At 62.1% G+C, this 22,004-nt stretch carries 14 protein-coding genes; 8 read left to right on the forward strand and 6 right to left on the reverse strand.

Annotated features, from left to right (window positions below; genetic code table 11):
* The first annotated feature begins 195 nt into the window (after positions 1–195).
* From ftsH to NG895_RS07335, 6 genes are all read left to right on the forward strand, one after another.
* A complete protein-coding gene (gene ftsH / locus NG895_RS07310) occupies positions 196–2,529 on the forward strand; it encodes an ATP-dependent zinc metalloprotease FtsH (RefSeq protein WP_252851816.1) in 2,334 nt (777 codons plus the stop codon).
* 23 nt (positions 2,530–2,552) lie between these two features.
* Positions 2,553–2,879, forward strand: coding sequence for a Dabb family protein (locus NG895_RS07315; protein WP_252851817.1), 327 nt, complete (start codon positions 2,553–2,555; stop codon positions 2,877–2,879).
* 343 nt (positions 2,880–3,222) lie between these two features.
* Positions 3,223–5,433 carry a polyphosphate kinase 1 gene (gene ppk1, locus NG895_RS07320; RefSeq protein ID WP_252851818.1) on the forward strand — a complete coding sequence of 737 codons (2,211 nt, stop codon included), beginning with the start codon at positions 3,223–3,225 and terminating at the stop codon, positions 5,431–5,433.
* A 407-nt stretch (positions 5,434–5,840) separates the two neighbouring features.
* The gene (locus tag NG895_RS07325; RefSeq protein WP_252851819.1) at positions 5,841–6,416 is read left to right on the forward strand and encodes an ECF-type sigma factor; all 576 of its coding nucleotides are present in this window, start codon (positions 5,841–5,843) and stop codon (positions 6,414–6,416) included.
* A 162-nt stretch (positions 6,417–6,578) separates the two neighbouring features.
* On the forward strand, positions 6,579–9,203 hold the full coding sequence (locus NG895_RS07330; RefSeq protein ID WP_252851820.1) for a serine/threonine protein kinase: 2,625 nt from the start codon (positions 6,579–6,581) through the stop codon (positions 9,201–9,203).
* A 123-nt stretch (positions 9,204–9,326) separates the two neighbouring features.
* Positions 9,327–10,967, forward strand: coding sequence for a hypothetical protein (locus NG895_RS07335; RefSeq protein ID WP_252851821.1), 1,641 nt, complete (start codon positions 9,327–9,329; stop codon positions 10,965–10,967).
* Positions 10,968–11,367: 400 nt separating this feature from the next.
* On the opposite strand, the gene NG895_RS07340 is transcribed toward NG895_RS07335, so the two are convergent.
* From NG895_RS07340 to NG895_RS07350, 3 genes are all read right to left on the reverse strand, one after another.
* A complete protein-coding gene (locus NG895_RS07340) occupies positions 11,368–12,699 on the reverse strand; it encodes a tRNA modification GTPase (protein ID WP_252851822.1) in 1,332 nt (443 codons plus the stop codon).
* A 9-nt stretch (positions 12,700–12,708) separates the two neighbouring features.
* Positions 12,709–15,114 carry a YidC/Oxa1 family insertase periplasmic-domain containing protein gene (locus NG895_RS07345; RefSeq protein ID WP_252851823.1) on the reverse strand — a complete coding sequence of 802 codons (2,406 nt, stop codon included), beginning with the start codon at positions 15,112–15,114 and terminating at the stop codon, positions 12,709–12,711.
* A 135-nt stretch (positions 15,115–15,249) separates the two neighbouring features.
* Positions 15,250–16,002, reverse strand: a complete 753-nt coding sequence (locus tag NG895_RS07350; RefSeq protein WP_252851824.1) for a metallophosphoesterase family protein — start codon at positions 16,000–16,002, stop codon at positions 15,250–15,252.
* A gap of 232 nt (positions 16,003–16,234) precedes the next feature.
* Between NG895_RS07350 and tsaB the strand changes: the two genes are divergently transcribed.
* A complete protein-coding gene (gene tsaB / locus NG895_RS07355; protein ID WP_252851825.1) occupies positions 16,235–16,945 on the forward strand; it encodes a tRNA (adenosine(37)-N6)-threonylcarbamoyltransferase complex dimerization subunit type 1 TsaB in 711 nt (236 codons plus the stop codon).
* Positions 16,946–16,950: 5 nt separating this feature from the next.
* Here the strand turns inward: tsaB and hemL are convergent, their stop codons facing one another.
* The 3 genes from hemL to NG895_RS07370 form a co-directional block, all read right to left on the reverse strand.
* On the reverse strand, positions 16,951–18,246 hold the full coding sequence (gene hemL / locus NG895_RS07360) for a glutamate-1-semialdehyde 2,1-aminomutase (protein ID WP_252851826.1): 1,296 nt from the start codon (positions 18,244–18,246) through the stop codon (positions 16,951–16,953).
* 26 nt (positions 18,247–18,272) lie between these two features.
* Complete coding sequence (locus NG895_RS07365) at positions 18,273–18,551, reverse strand: nitrilase-related carbon-nitrogen hydrolase (RefSeq protein WP_252851827.1); 279 nt, start codon at positions 18,549–18,551, stop codon at positions 18,273–18,275.
* 181 nt (positions 18,552–18,732) lie between these two features.
* Positions 18,733–20,526, reverse strand: coding sequence for a serine/threonine-protein kinase (locus NG895_RS07370; RefSeq protein ID WP_252851828.1), 1,794 nt, complete (start codon positions 20,524–20,526; stop codon positions 18,733–18,735).
* A 194-nt stretch (positions 20,527–20,720) separates the two neighbouring features.
* Here NG895_RS07370 and NG895_RS07375 point away from each other — a divergent pair, with 194 nt between their 5' ends.
* Complete coding sequence (locus NG895_RS07375) at positions 20,721–21,980, forward strand: SH3 domain-containing protein (RefSeq protein WP_252851829.1); 1,260 nt, start codon at positions 20,721–20,723, stop codon at positions 21,978–21,980.
* The last annotated feature ends 24 nt before the right edge of the window (positions 21,981–22,004 follow it).

A 22,004-nucleotide genomic window follows, 5' to 3' on the forward strand; every position in this document is an offset into this window, starting at 1 on the left:
TCCGTCGCATTCCTGCTTGTCGCCCCAAAATGGCCAAATTAGGTAGACTCGCCCGGTATACTCCACGGGCCCTCCAGCGCTACAATACAGCGGCCCAAGGCGAATAGCCTGGGCCGCGTGTTTTTTAGCGGCCAGCCGAAGTCGCTTCTATCACGAGCCCCGTGTATTTCATTTCCCCGAGTTACTGACTGATCCATGCCGGAAAAGCCCAACGCCCCTGCCCCCAAGCCCGGTGGACCCCGTCCGGCCGGCCAGAAGCCCGAGGCGAAGGGTCCCGGCCGCACTACGCCGCCACCCAGTTGGCTGCTGATTATTCTGGTGCTGGCCAGCATCCTGCTTCTGCTCAACCCGCTGGGCTCGACCCGCTCGGAAATTACCTACCAGTTCTTCCACGAACAGGTGCAGAAGAACAATGTCCGCTCGCTGGAAGTGCGGGGACAGCAGGCCATCGGCCAGTTCCGCATTCCCCCGCTGAAGTCGGAACTCGAAGCTTCCAAAGCCCAACAGGCGGCCGGGACCGAGCAACAGGAGCAATCGCCCAGCGACCAGGTCTCCACGTCGGACGAGAAACCATCCGACCAACCTGCAAGTGGCGAATCAGATCCTTCGACCTCGGAGGCAGGTGAATCGACAGAGACTCCTTCGGAGGAGCCCGCTGCGAACGAGGACGAGGCACCCTCCGAGGCGTCGACGACCCCCAATGAAGAAGATCCGCAGCAGGATTCCGCGAAGCCCGAGTCGGAGGCAACGGATACTAAGCAGTCCACAGACTCGCAGACCAAAGGCGATTCGCCCTCCGACACTTCAAAGGAACCTGAGGACGGCGAGGAGCGACTGGAGAAGGAATTCGTCGTCACGCTTCTGAACCCCTACATCGAGCACGACGTGGCCCAGTTCTGGTTGGATCACGGCGTCGATGTGCGTGCCGAACAACCCACCGACTATGGCGCCCTGCTGTATGCCATTTGGTTCGCTGTGTTCATCGCGTTCATGGTAGGCATGTGGTTCTTCATGCGACGCACACGCGATCAAATGATGGGCGGCGGCATGCTGGGCAACGTCACCCGCAGCCCGGCCAAGCGATACGAGATTGGCGAAGGCCCCCAGATTACCTTTGACGACGTCGCCGGACTGGATGGCGTGAAACGCGACTTGGAAGAAGTGGTCGACTTCCTCAAGGATCCCGAACGATTTCAACGCCTGGGCGCCCGCGTGCCCAAGGGCGTGCTGCTGATGGGCCCCCCAGGCACTGGCAAGACGTTACTGGCCAAGGCCGTGGCCGGCGAAGCCGGGGTGCCGTTCTTCTCGATCAGTGGCTCGGAGTTCATTCAACTGTTCGTGGGCGTCGGTGCCAGCCGGGTTCGCGATCTGTTCAAGACGGCCAAAGCGGCCTCGCCGGCCATCCTGTTCATCGACGAAATCGACGCCGTGGGCCGCCAACGTGGCGCCGGCTTGGGCGGCGGACACGACGAGCGGGAACAGACGCTCAATCAGATACTCAGCGAAATGGACGGCTTCACGCCCACCACCAGCGTGATCGTCATGGCGGCCACCAACCGCCCCGATGTACTCGATCCCGCGCTCCTGCGTCCGGGCCGGTTCGATCGCCACATTGCGGTCGATCGCCCTTCCCTGGAGGCTCGCCGCGAGTTGTTCCGAGTGCACACCCGTGAATTCCCGCTGGCCGAGGACGTCGACTTCGACCGCCTGGCTCGGGCTACGGTGGGGCTAACCGGCGCCGACATTCGCAACCTGTCGAACGAGGCTGCCCTGTGGGCCACCCGGCACAACAAGAACCATGTGAGCATGGATGACTTCGAGTTCGCCCGCGACAAGGTGCTGATGGGGGCCCCCCGCGACGACGTGCTTACCGACGACGAAAAGCGGATCACAGCCTACCACGAGGCGGGACATACGGTGGTCGCCTGGAAGGTGCCGGGGAACGATCGGGTGCATAAAGTCACCATCATCCCGCGAGGCCGCGCACTGGGCGTTACGCAACTGGTGCCGCAGGCCGATCGCCACAACATGAGCGAATCGTCCATGTATGCCATCCTGGCCATGGCCCTGGGTGGACGGACAGCCGAGAAGATTACGTTCGACGAATACAGCGCCGGTGCCGAGAACGACCTGAAACGAGCCACTGAACTCGCCCGCCGTATGGTGACCCTGTGGGGCATGAGCGAGCGTTTGGGCCCCGTGGCGTTCCAGCAAAGCGGCGACAACCCCTTCCTCGGTCGCGAGATCGTCCAGGAACACCGACACTACAGCGAGCACACCGCGCAGGTAATTGACGAAGAGGTGGCGAAGATTCTGCACAACGCTGCCGACCGTGCAAAACGGTGCCTGACGGAATATCACGATCAGCTTGTTGAGTTGTCTGAAGCGCTATTGGATCGCGAAGTGTTGGACGAGTACGAAATCGCTTCCATACTGGGACCTTCCCCCAACAGCGATCAAGGCGCCGAGCGGACCGTCGAAATCCAGCCTCCTGCGCCCGCACCGGCTACTACCCACGAGCAAACCTAAACCTTCAACCTCTCCATCCCACGATGTCCGACACCGCCCAGCGTCCCGTCAGCCACTGCGTCTACTTCAAACTCAAAGACCGCTCGACCGAAGCGGTGGAAGCGTTGGTTGCCGAGTGCAAGGAGAAGTTGGACGGCCACCCCGGCGTGCTGGCATTCAACGTGGGAGTCGTGGGGACGGGATTCGATCGCCCCGTAAATGACAACGACTGGGACGTGGCGCTCTACTTGCTGTTCGAGGACCGCGCCGCGCATGATACCTACCAAATGTCCGAGCGTCACCAATCGTACATCGCTACGAACAAGGACAGCTGGGCGGAGGTGCGTGTGTTCGACGCCGAAGTGGTCTGAGCGGGCACTTCAGGCCGATGCGACCGCGCCGACCACCTTGGGGACCGTAGCACGGTACCGATTCTTCTCGATTTTCTCCCGACAACCGCTCGAAACCGGCAAAATCGCCCCAAATCGCGAAAATCGCCCAAGTCCCCCGGCTCCAATCGGCGGGCTACACTGGTACTATGTCAGACGAGTCTCTTCGGGCACACGATTCTCCCGGCGGTCCGAACCGATGGGCGCCAATCGCTGATGGCAGCCCCAGAGAATTCGGTTTGACACGAGTCGAGTACAAAGGTCGCCACCGTGGAAGACAGTTGGCGATGGGGCCAGTTCAACGGCATGCAAGTTGGCGTCGGAGATGAGCAACACACAATTCCTTCCCGAACACGTGATCAACCGCGAGTTAAGCTGGTTGGAGTTCAATGCGCGGGTGTTGGAAGAAGCGCAGGATGTATCAAACCCGCTGCTGGAACGCGCCAAATTTCTGGCGATCTTCGCGTCGAACCTGGATGAGTTCTTCATGGTGCGTGTGGCGGGTCTGCGCGAGCAGACGTTTGGCGGCATCGCGCCGCAGGATGTGGCCGCCGATGGCCTGGAACCCATCACGCAGTTGCAGCACATCTCCTATCGCACCCGCGAACTGGTAGGCGAACAGTACGCCTGCTGGAACGAGTCGATTCTGCCCAACCTCGAGCGAGCGGGCATTCACCTGCTGAATTCCAAGGACCTGAACTCCGTTCAACAGAAATCGCTGGACAAGTTCTTCACCCAGCGAGTGTTTCCGGTGGTCACGCCGATGGCCATCGATCCCAGCCACCCAACACCCCGATTTCACAATCGCGGCCTGTACCTGGCGGCCAACCTGAAACGGCGAGCGGGCATCGGGCCAGCCAGTATGTTCGCCGTGGTGCAGCTGCCGCAGGTGCTGCCGAGGTTTGTACCGGTCGACCCAGACAGCACTAGCGAGTTCATTCTGCTGGAAGAGGTGGTTGGCACGCGGCTCTCTCAGCTATTTGGTGGCTACGACATCGAAGAGTACGGCACGTTCCGTGTCACCCGCGACATGGACGTCGACCTGCTCGAGCAAGAGGGCGACGACATGCTGCGGTCCATCGAAGCCCGCCTGCGAGCCCGGCAACGCAGCGAGGCGGTGCGACTGGAGGTCTCCAGCAACTTGAGCCGCACGCTTCGCAACATGATTGTCGAGAAGGAGCACATCCACAACGGATCGCAGGGCGAATCGCGCGGCTACGACGAGGTTTATCCCATCGACGGCATGCTCGACATGACTGGTCTGATGGAGTTGCAGAAGCTGGTCAACCGCGACGACCTACTCGATCCGCCCTTCACGCCTCGCTCGCCCGAGGGATTGAGAACCGGCAATGACCTGTTTGCCACCATCGCCGAACGGGATATCCTGCTGCACCATCCGTTCGACTCGTTCGGGCCGGTGGTCCGGTTTGTCCAGCAAGCGGCTCGCGACCCCGACGTACTGGCCATTAAACAAACGCTGTACCGCACCAGTGGCGACAGTCCGATCATCAAAGCCCTGATCGAAGCTGCCGAAAATGGCAAGCAGGTCACGGCGCTGGTAGAGTTGCAGGCGCGGTTCGACGAAGCGAACAACATCTCCTGGGCGCGGCAGATGGAACGCGCCGGTGTGCACGTGGTGTACGGCTTTATGGCCATGAAGACCCACAGCAAGCTGGCCATGGTCGTGCGGCAGGAAGGCAAGAAAGTGCGCCGCTACGTCCATCTGGGCACCGGCAATTACAACCCCACGACCGCCCTGCTCTATACCGACATTGGACTGTTCACGGCCGACAAGGACATTGCCGACGATGCCACGGCCCTGTTCAACTTCCTGACCGGCTACTCGCAGAACTACGACTGGAAGAAACTGATCATCAGTCCGCTGGATCTGCATCGTTACACGATCCAACTGATTGACGAGCAAGCTGAACGGGCCAAGGCAGGTAAAGGGGGGCGGATCCTGGCCAAGATCAACTCGTTGGTCGACCCGGCAACCATCCGCGCACTTTATCGTGCCAGTCAGGCGGGCGTGGAAATCGACCTGGTGATTCGAGGCATCTGCTGCTTGAAACCGGGGCTTCCAGGAATCTCGGAGAATATCCGCGTGCGGAGCATCGTCGATCGCTTCCTCGAGCACAGCCGCATCGCCATCTTCGGTACGGGCGACTCGCAAAAAGTATTCGCTTCGAGTGCCGACTGGATGCCGCGCAACTTCGAGCGGCGGGTGGAGGTAATGTTCCCCATCGAAGCCCCCGAACTACGGCGACGGATCGTCGAAGAGATCATGCCGGTTTACCTGGCCGACAATCAGCGCGCACGCACGCTCAGCGCCGACGGAACCTATCATCGCGTCGTTTGCAGCGGTGAGGAGACGCCTTGCCGCAGCCAGCTGGATCTGCTCGGACTGCCACGACTCGATGTCAAACCAGGCCCCCCCAAATTGGCCGACGTCTCAGCCAAACCGGCAAAGGCAGGCAAATCGGGCAAATCGAAAAAGGATACCAAGAATAAATCGCGGGCTCGCAAGCGAGCTTAATTGCTGCGCAGTCCTCTAGCCTCCTGTGGCATCGGCCCGCCGAGCGCGGGGCGCTCGGCGAACCAATGCTGACCGGCGAATTCGTCGCAATTGGGCGATGTCCGCCAGTCGAACCTCCCCCAGAGCAGCTTGTTGGACAACCCGCCGCCCCGATCGAGGGGTGAGCGGCTTGCCTGATTCCACCGAATACCAGCGGGTCATCGGTCCTTCCCCTTCTGCTGGTGCCTTGTTCCGTTAGCTGCCTGTCAACTAACCAAGCGAAGAGAGAGCTCCCCAGGGGCAAAGGTTCTCAAAAAAAGTCTGGTGGACCCCGATGTCCTGATTCCTTCAAATCCCTGTAGCTAACTGGTAAAATCGCAGCATTGGGGCGCAAGTCGTGTCCTCCTTAAGGTTGGGAATTTCTGTCGATGAGTGAAGAGCCCACGGAACTGACGCTGCTTTTGCACCAGGCGTGCCGAGGGGATGAGGACGCGCGCAGCGATCTGTATCGCGAGGTCGAGCAAAAACTGCATGCCATGGCCAAGCAACGGCTCCGGCAGGAAAACCCCGGCGTCACGCTGCAGGCCACGGCCCTGGTGCATGACGCGTTCATCCAGCTTATCGGCCGCGAGGAGGCCATCGACTGGAGCAACCGTAAGCACTTTTACGTGATGGCGGCCAAGGCCATGCGGCACATCCTGGTCGACCATGCCCGGAGCCGCAGGGCCCTGAAGCGGGGGGGCGACCGTCAGCGGGCCGGCGACGACATCGGCCAGATTGCCGACCGCAATGCCGAGATCCAACAAGACGTGCTGGCATTGCACGACGCCCTGAAGCGACTGGCCGAACTCGATAGTCGGCAGGCACAGATCGTCGAGCTGCGTCACTTTGGGGGCTACACTGTCGAAGAAACGGCCGATCTGTTGGACGTCTCGCCCCGTACCGTAAAGGCCGATTTTGCCGCCGCCAAGGCATGGCTGTTTCGCGAACTCTCGCCTGGCTAGAGAGTGCGATTCCCGCAGTTCGACAGCTTCGGCGCGGGGGCATTGGCTCGATGCGCGGAGTTCGATCGCGGCAAAATGGTATCCTTCGATACAGGCCGACAGATCAGCCGGCCGTCCCAACAAGCCTTCGCGGTACTCCGACAGATGAAAGCGTTCTAGCCGATGACGCCCGAGGAAATCCAACGCACCAAGGAGTTGTTTGCCGAGGCCATCGACCTGCCTCCGGAAGCAGCGCAGGCGCTGGTAGAGCGGGCCGGCCGCGAAGAACCCGAAAGCGTGACCAGTCGTCTCCGCGAAATGCTCAACGATTTCTGGGCCGCCGAAGAGGCTGGATTCCTCCAATCGCCCGCCGTTCCTCCCAATGCATTCCAGGATACCGTCGCCGAGGCCCAACGTTCTCCCCACGAAACGGTGGACTTCGTCACAGGCGACAGCTATACGCCGCGGCAAGCGGGTGAGCAGCGGCCCGGGTTGCTGGCCGACGACTACGAAATCCTCGAGGAGCTGGGCAAAGGTGGCATGGGCACCGTGTACCGCGCGCATCAGCATAGCCTGAACCGCGACGTGGCCATCAAGATAATTCCCAAGCAGTTCATCCACTCGCCCCAGGATGCCGCGCGGTTCTATCTCGAGGCAGAAGCCGCGGCCAAGCTCGACCATCCGGGCATCGTGGCCGTGCAGGACGTGGGCGAGCGGAGCGGAGTGTATTACTACACGATGCCGCTGATCACCGGGGGCGGCCTCGACCGCTTTGTCGACCAGGCCGAGCGACTCACCCGCCAGCGGTCGGCCGAGTTGATCGAAGCGGTGGCGCGGGCCGTGCAGTACGCGCATGACCGGGCAGTGATCCATCGCGACATCAAGCCCGCTAACATCCTGCTGGACGAAGTGGGCCATCCACGGCTCACCGACTTCGGATTGGCCAAGATGACCAACGCGGCCGAGCAGCTCACGATGACAGGCCAGGTGATGGGCACGCCCAGCTACATGGCGCCCGAACAAGCCGAAGGGGACACGGCCGCCATATCCACCCACACCGACATCTACTCGTTGGGGGCCACGCTCTACGCGCTGCTCGCGGGCAAACCTCCCTTTGCTGGCAACACGCTGTTTCAAACGCTGGAACAGGTTCGCCGCTTGCCGCCAGCTACGCTGCCCGACTCGGTGCCGATCGATCTGCGTACGATCTGCCAAAAATGCCTGGAGAAAGACCCGCGCGATCGATACGCCTCGGCCGACGACCTGGCCGACGATCTGCGGCGTTACCTCGATGGTTTTCCCATCGCCGCCCGCCCGACCAGCCGTCTGCGTCAGGCCACGGCCTGGGCCCGCCGCAATCCCATGGAGGCCGTGCTCTGGAGCACCGTGGCTGCCCTGCTGGTGGCGGCCACCGTTGTTTCGACGCTGCTCTACCTGCGAGCCGAGCATCATCTCGACCTCGCCGAAGCCGAGGCCGACAAGCTCGAAGCCGCCATCGACGACACCCTGGTGCTGGCCAGCGAGGAGCTGCTGGTTGATGCTCCAGGGATGGACGCCACACGGCGGACGCTGCTGCAAAATGCCCAGCAGTACTTTGAGGGGCAGCTTGCCGATGGGCGGCTCGCCCCTGCTAAGGTAGCCGGCATTGCCGCGCGGCTTGGCAAGACGCAGGTTGCCCTGGGCGAACTCGACGAGGCGGAGCTGTCGTTCCAGCGGGCCATCAAGCTGTACGAGCAGCAACTCAAGACCGCCCCGCCCGACGACCGCTGGCGATTGACCGCCGAGCTGGCCCAGGTGCATCGCGAGTACGCCGAACTGGGTCAAACGCGGATGACGATCGCGCGAGAGTTCCAGGAACTGGACGAACAGCAACTGGCCCACGGATTGACGACGTTCGCCCAGCAGACCGAACGCTGCTACCAACTGCGGAAAGAGGTTGCCGACGCCAAGCCCGATGACGTCGAAGCGCAACGCCTGCTGGCCAACGCCGAGATGAACCTGGCGACCGCTCACAGCGCACAGTATTCGCAGAACAGCAACTCCGAGTTGCTGGACGCGGCCACCACGCTGCTCGACTCGGCGGAGGAGCGTCGCTTGGCCATGGAGGACTCCCACCCCGAACCGGCCAAGGTGAAGCTCGATCTGGCGCTGGGTCACGAAGCCCGCGCTCAACTGCTGCTTCAACAGGCCCAAGAAAAGTCGGAAGCCGAAGCCGATCCCCTGAACAAACAAGCCTTGCGCGAACGGTTGGCGGCCGTTTCCATCCTTGGTGCGCTGCCGGCTGCTTCGCTCAATCGCCAGGCGGTTCATCTCGCGGCCACGGCGCTGCAGAACTGTGGCGAGAGTTACCACGAGATCGGACGCGACCAGGACGCCATCGAGTGTTTTCGGCGCATGGAGGCGTATCGCAAGCAACTGCTGGCCAGTAATCCAGGTGTGACGGACTATCGATTGGGCCTGGCTCGGGCTCACTACGATCTGCACGACTTGCTGAGGGCATCCGACAATCACTTTGCTGCTCAGGCCGAGTTCCTGCAATGCGCCCAGGTGCTGGCCGAGGGGATGATTCCCCGCCCGGACGACGCCCAGCCGCTTGCGCTGCTGCAGGAGTTCACTGATCACTCGGCCCGCCAATTGGTACAGGTGGGATTGATCGAGCAGGCATTCGACCAGATTAACGTCGCCAACGACGCACTACACGAGTTGCCACCGTCGCGCCGCGAGCTGCCCAGCGTGCAGCAGGCGATCGAGCGTCTCAAAGACCTTTCAAACGAGCTGGCACAACAGCTCGAAGCCAACGAGGCCTGAGTCACCGACGGGCCCCTTGGTGCTTGCACCGTTAGCTGCACAACTTCTCTAACCATCACAGTCCCTACGGTCGATACAGTTTGTAAGCTTGTCTAAAACTGCGCCACGACCGGGGGGACTATCGTGGTTTACGCTGCCATTCCAACTTACCTGCGGACCGCCGTGCTGCTTGCGTGCGCGGTGGTGGCCGGCGTCGCGCGGTCGCAGCCGCCCGCCGTGGGCCCCGATCCCACCAGGGCTCCGACGTTGCGGCCCGCCGGGCCGCGAGTGTTTCCCAATCCGGTACCGCGTTCCAGCAACGTTACCGAGGTGCAGGAGGACGACGAATTTGCCCTGCCCGACGTGCTGGACCCGACACCCGGCCCGATCGAGCGGCTGGGTCCCGACTTCCGCAATCCCAACGGTGTTCCGGCACGGCAGGCGATCGACCGCCCTGCCCCGCCGCGAGCGACTGGCCAGTATCAGGTTCGCTTGACGCAGGCCCCCAAGATGCTGGGCGACTTCTTCAGCAATACCAACAACTGCATCATCGTAGGCCAGCAGTATGGCATGGCCGTCCATCAGGCGGTGGGCAGTGGCTCGATCGGTGCGGCCGACAACTTGCGGATGATCTATCACGACGCTGGCTCCGATACCTGGGTGTTTGCAGGTGGTTCGAACAACACGGCCCAGGGCACGTACTTCACTCCTTCGCTCGATGCACCGCTCGAGGGAGTGATCACCGGGCTCAGCGGTAACGGACTCGACCAAACAGGCAACTTCACGGCCGTCGACGCCGGCGAAGTGATCGACGTGTTCGACAACGATACCGACACGCTGGCGAGCATGACCGGCGTCGAAGCCTACCAGATTTTCGAAGTGAACAAGCTCGTGCTGCCGGCCGCGAATCCGGGCGACCTCGTCGGCCGGGTACGGATACAAGACAACAACAGTGCGTTGCCGCAGGATCGCGTGTACCTCGACTACAACTACTTCCACAATGCACGCTTCACCGATGCGGGGTTTGGCGTGAACCGTCTCACGCCAGGCATCGAACGGACGTTCTGGGGTGGTATGGCCTCGATTGAGTGTCGCATTCCCGTGGCGGCCACACTCAACAGTGAAACCACTTTCGGCGAAGGATTCGATACCTCGAACGTCGAGTGGGGTAACCTGACCATCGCTCCCAAAGTACTGCTGTGGGTCGACGACCAGCAGGCACTCGCCGCCGGACTGGGGATCGCCCTGCCCACGGCGGACGACCTGGAGATTTTCTCCACCGCCGGCCCCGCGCTCATGGTGCGAAACGACGCGGTGCATGTCATTCCGTACCTGGCCTATCTACGGATGCCGCAGCGGTCCGATTTTTTTGTGCACTCCTTTCTAACTGTCGACGTCGATACCGGCGGCAACGAGGTCTGGGCCAACACCACTGGCGCAGGGCTGCAGCAGGTTGGCGGCGTACGCGACCAAACCTTGCTTACGGCCAGTGCCTCGCTGGGCAAGTTCGTCTATCGCAACTTTCATCCCGGGCCAGGACTCAAAGGTCTGGCCTGGACCACCGAACTGCACTACACCGCGACGCTCGACGATGCCGACGTCGTGCAGGCCGGTCCATTCCAGGTCGGCACGCCCGACTCCGATCTGTCGCTGCTGAACGCCACCGTGGGCGGCCACCTGTTCGCCGGCAACTCGATCCTCACCGCTGGCTACACGGTTCCCGTGAATTCTGACGAGCGAGTTTTCGACGGCGAGTTCCGATTTTTCATCAATCGCCTGTATTGAGTTTTGGTCCCACCAGGCGTTTTTTGGGACCACATCGGGGGATCTACATTCGCGGGCCCAAAACTCGCAGGGTTTTGTCCCCCACGAATACCGGAATCCTCTGTTTTTTTCGAGTATTTTTCATCCGCACCGGCCCAAAACCCTCCGAGTTGTTCCCCACCTGGTCGGCGAGTTGTCCCAATACTCTTTAAGTCCCCACTCGCCCCGCAGCCCGTCGCTACGCTCGCCAGAGCCTGGATCGGCGCGAACGGCCAGTTCGGCAGCATCCACCATCCGGCGACGCCAGGCTATACGGAGCGTAGGTGGCCACGGCGGCAGTCGCATCCGCACCCCACATTCTCCCACGCTCTTTGTAAGAAAACTACAAACTCTGGGGGAGAAAGTGAGATTCCGCTCTCCATCACTTCCCGATGCAGAACCGACTAAACACGCGATCTAAGATATCGTCGGTGTACACCTCGCCTGCGACTTGCGCCAGTTCGTCGAGGGCCAGGCGCAATTCGGTAGCCACCAGTTCTTCCGATTCGCCGCAAGCGGCCAGGGCTTGAGCGGCGGTTACCGCTTCCAGGGCCAGATGCAGGCTCCCGCTGCTCCGCACCGCGGTGCTGGGAACCAGGTCGCCGGTGCCGGCCGTTAGTCGTTCGGCAATGGCGGTGGCCAAGGAGTCGAGGCCTGCGCCGGTGGCAGCGCTGGTGTGGATCGCAGAATGCATCGGGGCCGAGTCGCTCGCCAGGTCGCACTTGGTTCGCACCAATAGCTCGCCAGCGGTGTCGGCTGGCTTCTCGGCCGCGTCGCTGCAGCGCACGATCAGGTCGGCCGCTGCGTACACTTCTTGCCGCTTGGTCTGGGCGGCCGAGCGGGGGGAAGGATCGCCCGCGACCAGTTCCGCCCCCGCGGTGTCGACCAAAGAGCACTCCACGCCCTCGAGCTTCACGCTGGCCGACAGGTAATCGCGCGTGGCACCAGGCTCGGGCGACTCGATGGCCTCCACAGAATTCGAATGGCTGCCGTAGCGTCGCACCAGGGCATTATACAGGCTGCTTTTACCAGCGTTCACCGGGCCCGCCAGCACCACACGGGGCACTTCGTCGGCGACGCCGCGACCTACGAGTTGCTGGACCAGGCGGCCGATGACCGCGGTAACCGTCTCGAGACGCTGGGCCAGCACCTCGGGGGCGATGAACTCGATGTCCTCGTCGGCGAAGTCGAGCCCTGCTTCCAAGTCGGCCAGCAGCAAGAGCAGCTCTTCACGCAGCTCGGCCAGCGGCGTAGCCATTCCGCCCGCCAACTGGGCGAGCGCGGTCTGCAGGGCGCGGTCGCCACTGGCGTCGATCACGCCGAGCACGGCTTCGGCCTGTGTCAGGTCGATCCGCCCGGCCAGAAATGCCCGCAGCGTGAACTCGCCGGGCCGCGCCAACCGTCCGCCCAACACGCAAGCCCGACTGACTACCAACGACAGTAGCGGCGGCGAGCCCAGGGTGTGAATCTCGACGGTCGGCTGCCGGGTGAAACTCCGTTCGCCCGGCCAGACGAACAGCGTGGCTGGCAACTGGCGATTGGCGTCCAGCGGAATGAGGGCTTCGATGGCCGTGGCCACCGTTAGCTCAGGCAGCGAGCCCCCCACCAGATCGCCGGCAAGAGCCACGGCCCGGGGGCCACTGATCCGTACGGCGCCTCGCGGCGAACCACCAGCGGCGGAAGCGATGGCCACGATGGTATCGTCGAGGTCCATGCCAATTGCTTACCGCTTCTTGTTCTTCTTGTTCTTGGCTGCCTTGGCGACGTTGGGATTCGGCGTGCCCTTCTTGCGCTGCGGGGGCAAGTCGCTCGAAGGAGTGGGCCCAGTGGCCAGGGCCGCGGTGCCGCCCATGCTCGGCTTGGGCACCAGCTTTCGCTCGGCCATGCCCCACAAGCTCGAGGCGATGAAGTACAAGCACAATCCGGCGGCGACCTTGAAGAACATGAAACTCATGAACAGCATCATGAACTTCATCACCTTCTGCATCATCTCCTGTTGCTCGTCCGCCGGCGGCGGCATGAACATCTTTTGCTGCAGCAGGAACAGACTGACGGTCAACAGCGGCAGGATGTTAAGGTACGGCCCCAGGGCGAACATGCCTTCGCCGTTGAGGAACCATTGCGGCCAGATGAAGTTCCTCCAGCTCATGAACATATCGGGCGCGGCCAGGTTCGAGCACCACCGGATACCGGGAATGAGTGCCGCCTCGCGCAGGTCGACGTCCACCATCAATGCCCGATACAAACCGATGAAGATCGGCAGTTGGATGAACATCAACAGACAGCCACCCATCGGGTTGTAGTTGTGCTTCGACCACAGCTCGCGCTGGGCCTTCATCCGCGCCTCTGGATTGTCCTTGTATTTTGAGGCGATGTGATCCATCTCAGGCTTGAGTTCCTGCATCATCGCCATGTTCTTGGCCTGCTTGCGGCTGAGCGGCATCATGCAGCTACGCACAACCACCGTAAGCAGGATGATCGCCAGGCCGTAGTTTCGCACGATGGAATAGAACAACGTGAGAATCCAGACCATCGCCTGGGGGATGCCCAAGTTGCCGAACCAGCCGTAGTAAACGAACCCGCTGAGGGAATGATTGGGGGCGGCCGGCGACTGGTACTCTGCCAGCAGGTCCGGGTGCTTGGGGCCGGTAAACATCTGATTCGTGCGGCCAACGGTATCTCCCTCCTCGCCGGTGGGCGCCAGAGCGAGCGGACGGCTGGTGAGCGTGAAGCTGGCGTTCTGGTACTTCTCCTGATAGCTGCTCTTGGCTTCGAGTTTGGTGCTGGCCAAATCTGGCTCGAAGCTCACGTACCAGCGAGCCTCTGTATCGGGCTTCTGAGGAATCATGGCCGCCGCGAAGTACTGCGCGTCGACGCCGATGTAGGCCAGCGACTCGCCATCGCCAAACGGATCGATGTCGTCATCGGCGATGTTGCGGCAGGAATAGTCCCGCTCGCTACGACCGAAGGTCCGCATCACGACGTCGCGAATACCGTATCCCGACCAACCACGACCAACCTTCTGGGAGTACCAGAAACCCTCGATCGGCAGGCCATTGGGCCCCTGCAACTTGTAGCTAACCGTTTGCGGTGTAGGCAGCAGGTTGCGCACCGACACATCCACGTCCACGTGGTAGGCCATGTAGTGCTTGTCGTTGAGCTGCTCCTCGGGCACGGCGGGTATCGAGAACCTCTTGATAACTTCCAGCCCCAGATCGGGCAGCACCATGCTGAAGCGAAGCTGGTCGGCCTTCGAGGTGTCGACCGCCCAGACCCCCGTGCGGAGTTGCTCGTTCGCCTTGGCCAGCACTCCGGCGGCTGGCTCCTTGGGCCCCACCGAGGTGAGCGAAATTTCCATCGACGGGTGCTGCACGAAGTCGTCCGGCACGGTCTTGCTGTGCAGCAGGATGTTCTCTTGTTCGGGGCGAATGACATCGAGCGGCTTGCGAATCAACGTAGCCGACAGCGATTGCTTTTCGCCACCCCGCGTGACGCTGAGCGTAACACTCTGCCCGGGCCGGGTTGCCTGAAGCACTCGGCTGAGATCCTCAACGGCGTTAATCTCCACCGGCTGGGCATCTCGCACCTGGATAGCCGTGATCAGGTCGTCCGTCTTCAGGCCGGCGTTAGCGGCGGGGCTGCCCGGCACAACCACCTGCACCTTCACGCCCCCCTGCGAGGGAATGAGCTCGAGTTGTCCGAGGAAGCCATAGCGTTCGTGTAGGTCGCGATAGCTGAGGCTGGAGAGTTCCAGTCGATGGATCGTCGCCCCGTGGCTATTGAACGTGGCCGCAAAGCGATATTTACCGTCGGGAGCAATCGATCCGAGCGTCAGAAAGGGAGGAGAGTTGACCACGGGGGCGGCGATGGCCGGCTGCTGGGGTGGCTGCGCGTCGGGGTCGGCAGCCTCGTCCTGGTCGCCCTCTGACTCCTCAGAAGCGGGTTGCTCGTCTTCTTGCGCAGCAGGCTGCTCGTCGCCCTGCTGCTCGGCAGGCTTGGCGTCTTCCTGCTGCTCGGCGGCGGCCACCTCGTCTTTCTTCTCTACCGGCGGACGCGGCGGAAACCACATCTGCCAAAGCATAATGATGGCAAACGACGCGGCAAAAAACGCGATGTATCTCCGGTCCACTTGGGTTACTTCCTCTGCAAGCTGTTGGTTTGGTAGCGGTGGGGGTCGCGGACCGTGAGCGGTCAGCAGGCAGTGGTCGGTGCCAGGTCCATCCGCGTGATTCGCTTCTCTAAGCCAAATCTTGGCTTGTGCCGCTTAGCGGCCTTGCTTGATGCGATCGCCCAAGAAATTGTCGAGGTCCGGGATGTCGTAGATCTTGCCCGCGGTCGTATCGCGGTCGTAATCGATGCGGTGGAACGTCACCTGGTGAGGTTCCTGCACGACATAACACGAACGGTTGTCCCCGTCGCGAGGTTGGCCGACCGACCCGACGTTGATCATGAACTTCTGGTCGGTCACGTGATACACGTAGCTGGTTTCTTCGGGCGATACAAAGTTGCGGCTTTCGGTGAACACACCCGGCACGTGGGTGTGCCCCTGGAAGCATCCCAGGGTGATCAAACCGAACAGCTTGTCCATCTTCTTCTGGTTGTAAATGTCCTCGGGGAACACGTACTCGTTCACCGGGTTACGAGCCGAGCCATGCACGTACAGCCAGTTGCCGTCGCGGTGTACCCGTGGCAATGCACCGAGAAAATCCCAGCGTGCGTCGGTAGCATCGCGATTGCCGGTACCGTTTTCCAACTGGCTGCGGGTCCAGAAGATGGCACGTTCCGCACCACTGTTAAAACCCTCAGGATCGAACAACGCGCCCTGGTCGTGATTGCCAAGGATGCAGACGCTGCAGTTCTCGATCACCAGATCCAGGCACTCGCACGGATTGGGTCCGTAGCCAATAATATCGCCCAGGCAAAAAACTTCGGTGATCCCTTGGCTGCGGATGTGGTCCAGCACAGCCTTCAGGGCCTCGAAATTGCCGTGAATGTCGCTGATGATCGCCCGCTTCATCACGCGTTTTGCCTCGCGCCAGTTGGTGCACCATTAGTTAAGCCCGCGATTTTGGCAATCAGCAGGACAGAACCGTGAATATAACGAATAAACTGCTTTCGCCCTAACCCCAGGGACCATTGGACGGCGCTCGTGGCGACTCCGGCGGGCGCTTGCTTTCGAATCTCCTTCGAAAGCCTCCGCGAAACCCTCAAATCTAAGTCTCCATTGGACTTGCGTCAAGCCGCACAGCATGAACTACTCTCCCCTACTCGCTTTGGAAACCTCGGGTCGCACGGCCTCACTGGCGCTGTTTTGCCAAGAGACTTTGTATCAGCAAGTAACGCTGCCGGCCGGCGAGCGGGTGGCCGTGGGGCTGGTGCCGGCCACCAAACAGCTGCTGGCCGGGGCTAACATCGCTCCGGCAGGGCTCGCTGCGGTGGCGGTGGCGAGCGGGCCAGGGTCGTTCACTGGACTCCGCATCGGCATTACGGCTGCTAAAACTTTGGCCTATGCCACGGGTGCCCAGCTGGTGGGAGTGAACACATTGGACGCCCTCGCCACGCAGGTGGCCAATGCGAGCGAGGAGCCCTCCGATGGCCACATCTGGGCGGTGCTCGACGCCCAGCGAGGTGACGTATTTGCCGCCAAATACGATCGATTGGCCCTCGACCAACTCGGTGAAACCGATCGCACGCAGCTGCTTGCAGGCGCCCAGTGGCTCGAGCAACTGCGACCAGGCGACGTGGTCGTCGGCCCTGTGACCGATCGATACCGAGAGCGGATTCCCGAAGGGGTCGCCCTTGCCACCGGCGAGCAATGCCAGCCCCAGGCACGCTCGGTCGGTACGCTGGCTCTGTCGCTGCTGGGCCGCGGTATTACGTCCGATCCGTTTCAATTGGTGCCCCACTATCACCGCCTCAGTGCCGCGGAGGAAAAAGCCCGGGCCAGCCGCGCTGGGTGAGTCGCTCACACGGCCGCCAGCACCTCGTGGGCAGCGGCGATCGTGTTGTCGATGTCCGCTTCGGTATGGGCGGCCGACACGAACAGGGCCTCGTACTGACTGCACGGCAAGTAGACACCGCGGTCCATCATGCCCCAGAAGTACTTGGCAAATCGCTCGGTGTCGCACTTGGCAGCCGACGACCAACTGGTGACCGGCTCGCCGCTGAAGAACAACGTCAGCATGCTGCCCACGCGGGCAAGCGAGGTCGGCACGCCAGCCGCGGCCGCGGCTTCCTCGAGTCCTGTCGCGAGTCGCGCCGAAAGGGCTTCGAGCTTCTCATAGGGCGGATCGTCCCGCAACGTGCGCAGCGTGGTAGCGCCGGCGGCCGTGGCCAGGGGGTTGCCACTCAGGGTACCGGCCTGGAACACTTTGCCCTCGGGCAGAACATTGCTCATCACTTCGGCCGAACCACCATAAGCGCCCACCGGCAGGCCACCGCCGACGATCTTGCCAAGCGTCGTAATGTCGGGCTGGATGCCGAGTCGTTGCTGCGCGCCACCTGGCGACAGGCGGAAGCCGGTCATCACCTCGTCGCAGATCAACAGCGCGCCGTTCTGCTTGGTGAGTGTCTGCAGCGCGTCAAGAAAATCCTGACTGGGTGTCACCACGCCCATGTTGCCACATACCGGTTCGAAGATTACTCCGGCGATCGTGTCCCCGTGCTCGGCGAAGGCTGCCTGCAGTCCGGCGGCGTCGTTGTACTCGAGCACTAGTGTGTCGGTCGACGAACCGGAAGTTACGCCTGGCGAGTTCGGTACCGCCAGCGTGGCGGCGGCACTGCCGGCGGCCACCAGCAGGCTGTCGACATGCCCATGGTAGTTGCCTGCAAACTTGACGATGCGATCGCGTCCGGTGATGCCCCGCGCCAGGCGAATGGCGCTCATGGTGGCTTCGGTGCCGGAGTTCACCAGGCGGACCTTCTCGACCGACGGCACCAGTTCGACGATCAGCTCGCACAGCTCGTTTTCACCCGGTGTCGGCGCGCCGTAGCTAGTGCCGCGGTCGACTGCGTGGTGCAATGCCTCGACGACAGGTGGGTACGCATGCCCCAGGATCATTGGCCCCCAAGAGCCGATGTAGTCGATGTACTGATTGCCATCCACGTCATACAGGTAAGCGCCCGCGGCGTGGTCGATGAAGATTGGCTCGCCCCCCACTGCACCGAACGCTCGGGCGGGACTATTCACGCCGCCGGGCATCAGTGCCTGGGCGCGGGCAAACGCTTCATGACTGTTGGGACGACTGACTACAGGTGGCATTTCCAGGTTCCTCACAAGCGGATTTTTTATGTCGATCGCATGCCCCGCGGCACGCCGATTCGATGGTTGAGTCGTTCGTTATCGCAGTGGATCAGGTCGAAGTTCGAGTCGCGGATGGTGGGCAACTGGAAACGTGCCTGGCGCACTTTGGAACAGTCCAGGTCCGCCACGATCAGTTCTTCCTGTTGCTCACCGATGGCAATAGTTTTACCGTGCGGACCGTTGATGCGACTACCTCCCCAGAACGGAAGGGCCGTGTCCAATCCAGCGGGATTGGAAAAATCGAGCCCCAGGGCCTCGCGCAACCTAGCGATGGGACTGCACCATAGCGTGGCGCCGTATCGCTTTCACATGCCGTCGGGTCCAGGGCAATGCGAAACCACACATCGATAACACGCCTGGCCGCAAGTAGTTGACCAGGCGCATGGTAGCAGATATCCGACTGGAGTGCTTGATCCGTTGAATTCAAGCACACGGCGTGGACCGCTATTTCTGCATTTCTTCGAGCAGGTGCTCGGCCCTGTCGACCATGTCCGCGGCCCAAGGCTGATCGTGATAGAGTTGGATCACTGCATTGCAAATGGCCTTTGCTTGCTCGGCGTCCTGGCCTTGCAGTTGTTCGGCGGCGTCGAGTCGGGCAGAGATGGTCGCCAGGTCGATATCGCTCTGCCTGGCCACCACCAGATCGAGTTTCTCGAGCCGACGACGCGCCAACTCGACAACCGCCGCAATGCGATCCTGCTCCGCTGGCTCCGCATCAAGATCCCCCGAACCAAACAGCCCAACCAGGCTTGTCAGTTCGGCGGCCGCCTGTCGAGGATCGCGCTCGGCTTTTTGCAAGGCCGAAAGATAAAGCCGTTCGGCGGTTAACAGCCCTCGATCATCGCCGCGCCCGCGGGCGATGGCTTCGAAGCGTCGTTGCTCGCGGTCGAGCGCCAATTCGTCCTGGTACTCACGCATTTGATCGGCGCGTGGATCGTCGGGAAAGCGGGAGACAAACTGATCGACTTCGCCGGAGTGAGAACGAAGTTCGTCGACCGTGGGACTCTCGTTTTCGGCGTGAATGATCTGGTACAACGTATCGGCATCGTACGGACGGGTAAGTTGGTACACCAACCAGACCGCGGCCAGCACCATGGCCACCAGCCCAATGGCTGCCGCCCACATCGAAGGAGTGAATACTGGCAGGGCGTGCCCGCGATCGGGTCCGACTTCGGTGAAGTGACCGTAGGAAGGACCTGCCAGGTCGGTGGCGGCCGGCTCTGGTGTTTCGGTGCTGTCGATCGTCTCGGCATTGCGCAGCGAAGTGGGCACCACCTCGATGTCGATCGACTCACCCAGGTCCGAAACCGGCTGCTGGGCGGTGTTGGGGCGAGTGGCTCCCAATGAAACGGGTGGCACCGGTGGCGGAGGGCTCTCGGGTATCTCGCCGGGCATAGGCTGCGACACGTCGAACGGACGACTCAGCGCCCGACGCATCGCCTCCAGGTGCCGGGCCAGCACCAGCGTATTGGGAAAACGATCGGCCGGGTCTTTCTTCAGCAACTGGCCAATGCAGTACTCCAACTGCTCGGGGGCTTCGGGTGCGTAGCGGCGTACTGGTTCGGGCTCGGCAAAACGCTGCAGTTGCAGCATCTCGGGCAGGCTCTTCGCTCGAAACGGCGGTCTTCCTGCTAACAGGGCGTACATCACGCAGCCCAGGCTGTACTGGTCGCAGCGCTCGGTGACGGGTCGGCCGTCGGCTTGCTCGGGCGCCATGTAGTCGGCCGTGCCAAGCACGCCCCCGGCCATGGTGAGCTGGGTGCCGCCGAACAGTCGGGCGATGCCGAAGTCGGCCAGCTTCACGTGTTCCTCTTTGTCCAGCAGGATGTTGGCCGGCTTGATGTCGCGGTGGATGATGCCGTGGTCGTGGGCATGTTTCAGAGCTTTGCAGACCTGAATGGCAATGTCGACCACCTCGCGCCAGTTGAATCGCCGACCTGCCTTCAGTTCCTCCTCCAGGCTGTGTCCCTCCACCAGTTCCATGGCATAGAACAGAGTGCCCTTTTCCTCGCCGTAGCCGTAGAGTCGCACTATACCTTCGTGGCGAAGCGTCTTGAGCGACTCGATCTCGGCCTCGAAGCGTTCGCGAAAACCTTCACTGGTTGCTAGCTGCGGCGCGAGCGCCTTGATGGCGGCCACCTGGTGGGTTTCGACGTTCTCGCCACGATACACCGAGCCCATGCCACCTTTGCCCAGGCGGGGACCAATCTTGTACGGGCCGAGTTGCGTGAAGTCCATCAGGCGGGCGAAGCAAATTGTGGTGCGGGGCAGAAAAAGAATGCTAGCAGGGTTCGGGCGGGAATCTCTTCATCCTACCTGCCAGGTGCAACGCTCGCTAGCAATGCTCGTTGGTCTTGAGCGGCCAGCGGCGATGTTCTACAAGCCAGCGTGAGACTCCCCTTCACGCAACTCCCACCGACAGTGAGACAGCAATGCGTCCCACGAGCGATACGAAGCGACCCTTTTTTGCCCTGTTGGTTCTGGCGGTATCCGTCGCCACAACACAGGCCAAAACGCTCGAACAACCGTACAGCGTGTGGATCGGACCTACTGGCGCCAAAGTATACAGCGGACCAGGCGACGACTATTACGCCACGCAGCGGCTGCCCGAAGGCACCGAATGCGAAGTGTACGAGGAACTTCGCGATGGCTGGCTGGCCATCCGTCCGCCGGAAGGAAGTTACAGCCTGGTGCTGGCCTCGGCCCTGGGGGACGAGCAGAACGGAGTCGCCGAGATTCGTCGCGACAATACTCCGTCGCGCATTGGTAGCGTAATCAACGAAAGTTGCAGCTCGGTGCACGTCCGGTTGAAAAAGGGCGAGCCGGTCCAAGTTCTCGACCTGAAGGCCACGCGCGATACGCAGTGGGCAACCATCGCTCCCCCCGCGGGCGAGTTCCGCTGGGTCCGCTCGGTCGACGTGACGCGCGTCGCGCCCAGCCGAGTGGCCACGCTGCCGGGCGACGACTCGGGCAGCGACTGGCGCGGCATCGAAGTCCAAGCTGCCGACGATCCGGACAGCGAGCAGGAAGTGATCCGTGTGGTCACGCACGACGACCCCCAAGTCCCACTGGACGACACCGCGCCGCTCGACGATACAGCTGCACCACTCTCCGAGTCGGCAATCCGCGAAGCGCCCCTGCCGGCCAATGCACCCTTCACCAAGCGACTCGATCGCTTGGAGATTCAGCTCTCGCGCCGCGTAGCCGGTCCGGTGAATCTATGGCGATTCGACGATCTGGAACGGGAGGCGTCCATGCTACTGGGCGAGGCCACTTCGGCCAGTGAGCAGCAGGCCGTCACGAATCTGGCTGGCCGACTAAGCCGCTTTGCCGCGATTGGCGAGCGTTACCGCAGTGCCAAGTCGAACAACGGTTCAAACACTAGCACTTCTTCGCGCAGCATTGCCACATCGAACGCCCCTGCTCCAACCGACCCTGCCCTGGCACAGTTCGACGCGGTGGGGGTACTCCGTCCGGTGGTGGCCAAAAACGGCAACGCCCCGCCATACGCCCTGGTGGACGACTCGGGCCAGGTGGTTACGTTCATCACGCCATCGCCTTCGCTCAATCTGCAGCAATTGCTGGGACAGCGCGTCGGCGTGAGCGGCACACGTGGATTCCTGCCCGAGTATCGCAGCCGCAACATCCAAACCGCCCGGGTGGCGCCAATCGATGGCACGTTGCGAAGGTAGACCTCGACACCGTCGAGTGTTTGC

Origin of the sequence: Aeoliella straminimaris, assembly GCF_024054565.1 — a bacterium.
GTDB lineage: Bacteria > Planctomycetota > Planctomycetia > Pirellulales > Lacipirellulaceae > Aeoliella > Aeoliella straminimaris.

Excerpts from the sequence above, each read along its gene's own strand:
- ftsH (WP_252851816.1), top strand. The coding sequence starts at position 196 with ATGCCGGAAAAGCCCAACGCCCCTGCCCCCAAGCCCGGTGGACCCCGT.
- NG895_RS07315 (WP_252851817.1), top strand. The coding sequence starts at position 2,553 with ATGTCCGACACCGCCCAGCGTCCCGTCAGCCACTGCGTCTACTTCAAA.
- ppk1 (WP_252851818.1), top strand. The coding sequence starts at position 3,223 with ATGAGCAACACACAATTCCTTCCCGAACACGTGATCAACCGCGAGTTA.
- NG895_RS07325 (WP_252851819.1), top strand. The coding sequence starts at position 5,841 with ATGAGTGAAGAGCCCACGGAACTGACGCTGCTTTTGCACCAGGCGTGC.
- NG895_RS07330 (WP_252851820.1), top strand. The coding sequence starts at position 6,579 with ATGACGCCCGAGGAAATCCAACGCACCAAGGAGTTGTTTGCCGAGGCC.
- NG895_RS07340 (WP_252851822.1), bottom strand. The coding sequence starts at position 12,699 with ATGGACCTCGACGATACCATCGTGGCCATCGCTTCCGCCGCTGGTGGT.
- NG895_RS07350 (WP_252851824.1), bottom strand. The coding sequence starts at position 16,002 with ATGAAGCGGGCGATCATCAGCGACATTCACGGCAATTTCGAGGCCCTG.
- tsaB (WP_252851825.1), top strand. The coding sequence starts at position 16,235 with ATGAACTACTCTCCCCTACTCGCTTTGGAAACCTCGGGTCGCACGGCC.
- hemL (WP_252851826.1), bottom strand. The coding sequence starts at position 18,246 with ATGCCACCTGTAGTCAGTCGTCCCAACAGTCATGAAGCGTTTGCCCGC.
- NG895_RS07370 (WP_252851828.1), bottom strand. The coding sequence starts at position 20,526 with ATGGACTTCACGCAACTCGGCCCGTACAAGATTGGTCCCCGCCTGGGC.
- NG895_RS07375 (WP_252851829.1), top strand. The coding sequence starts at position 20,721 with ATGCGTCCCACGAGCGATACGAAGCGACCCTTTTTTGCCCTGTTGGTT.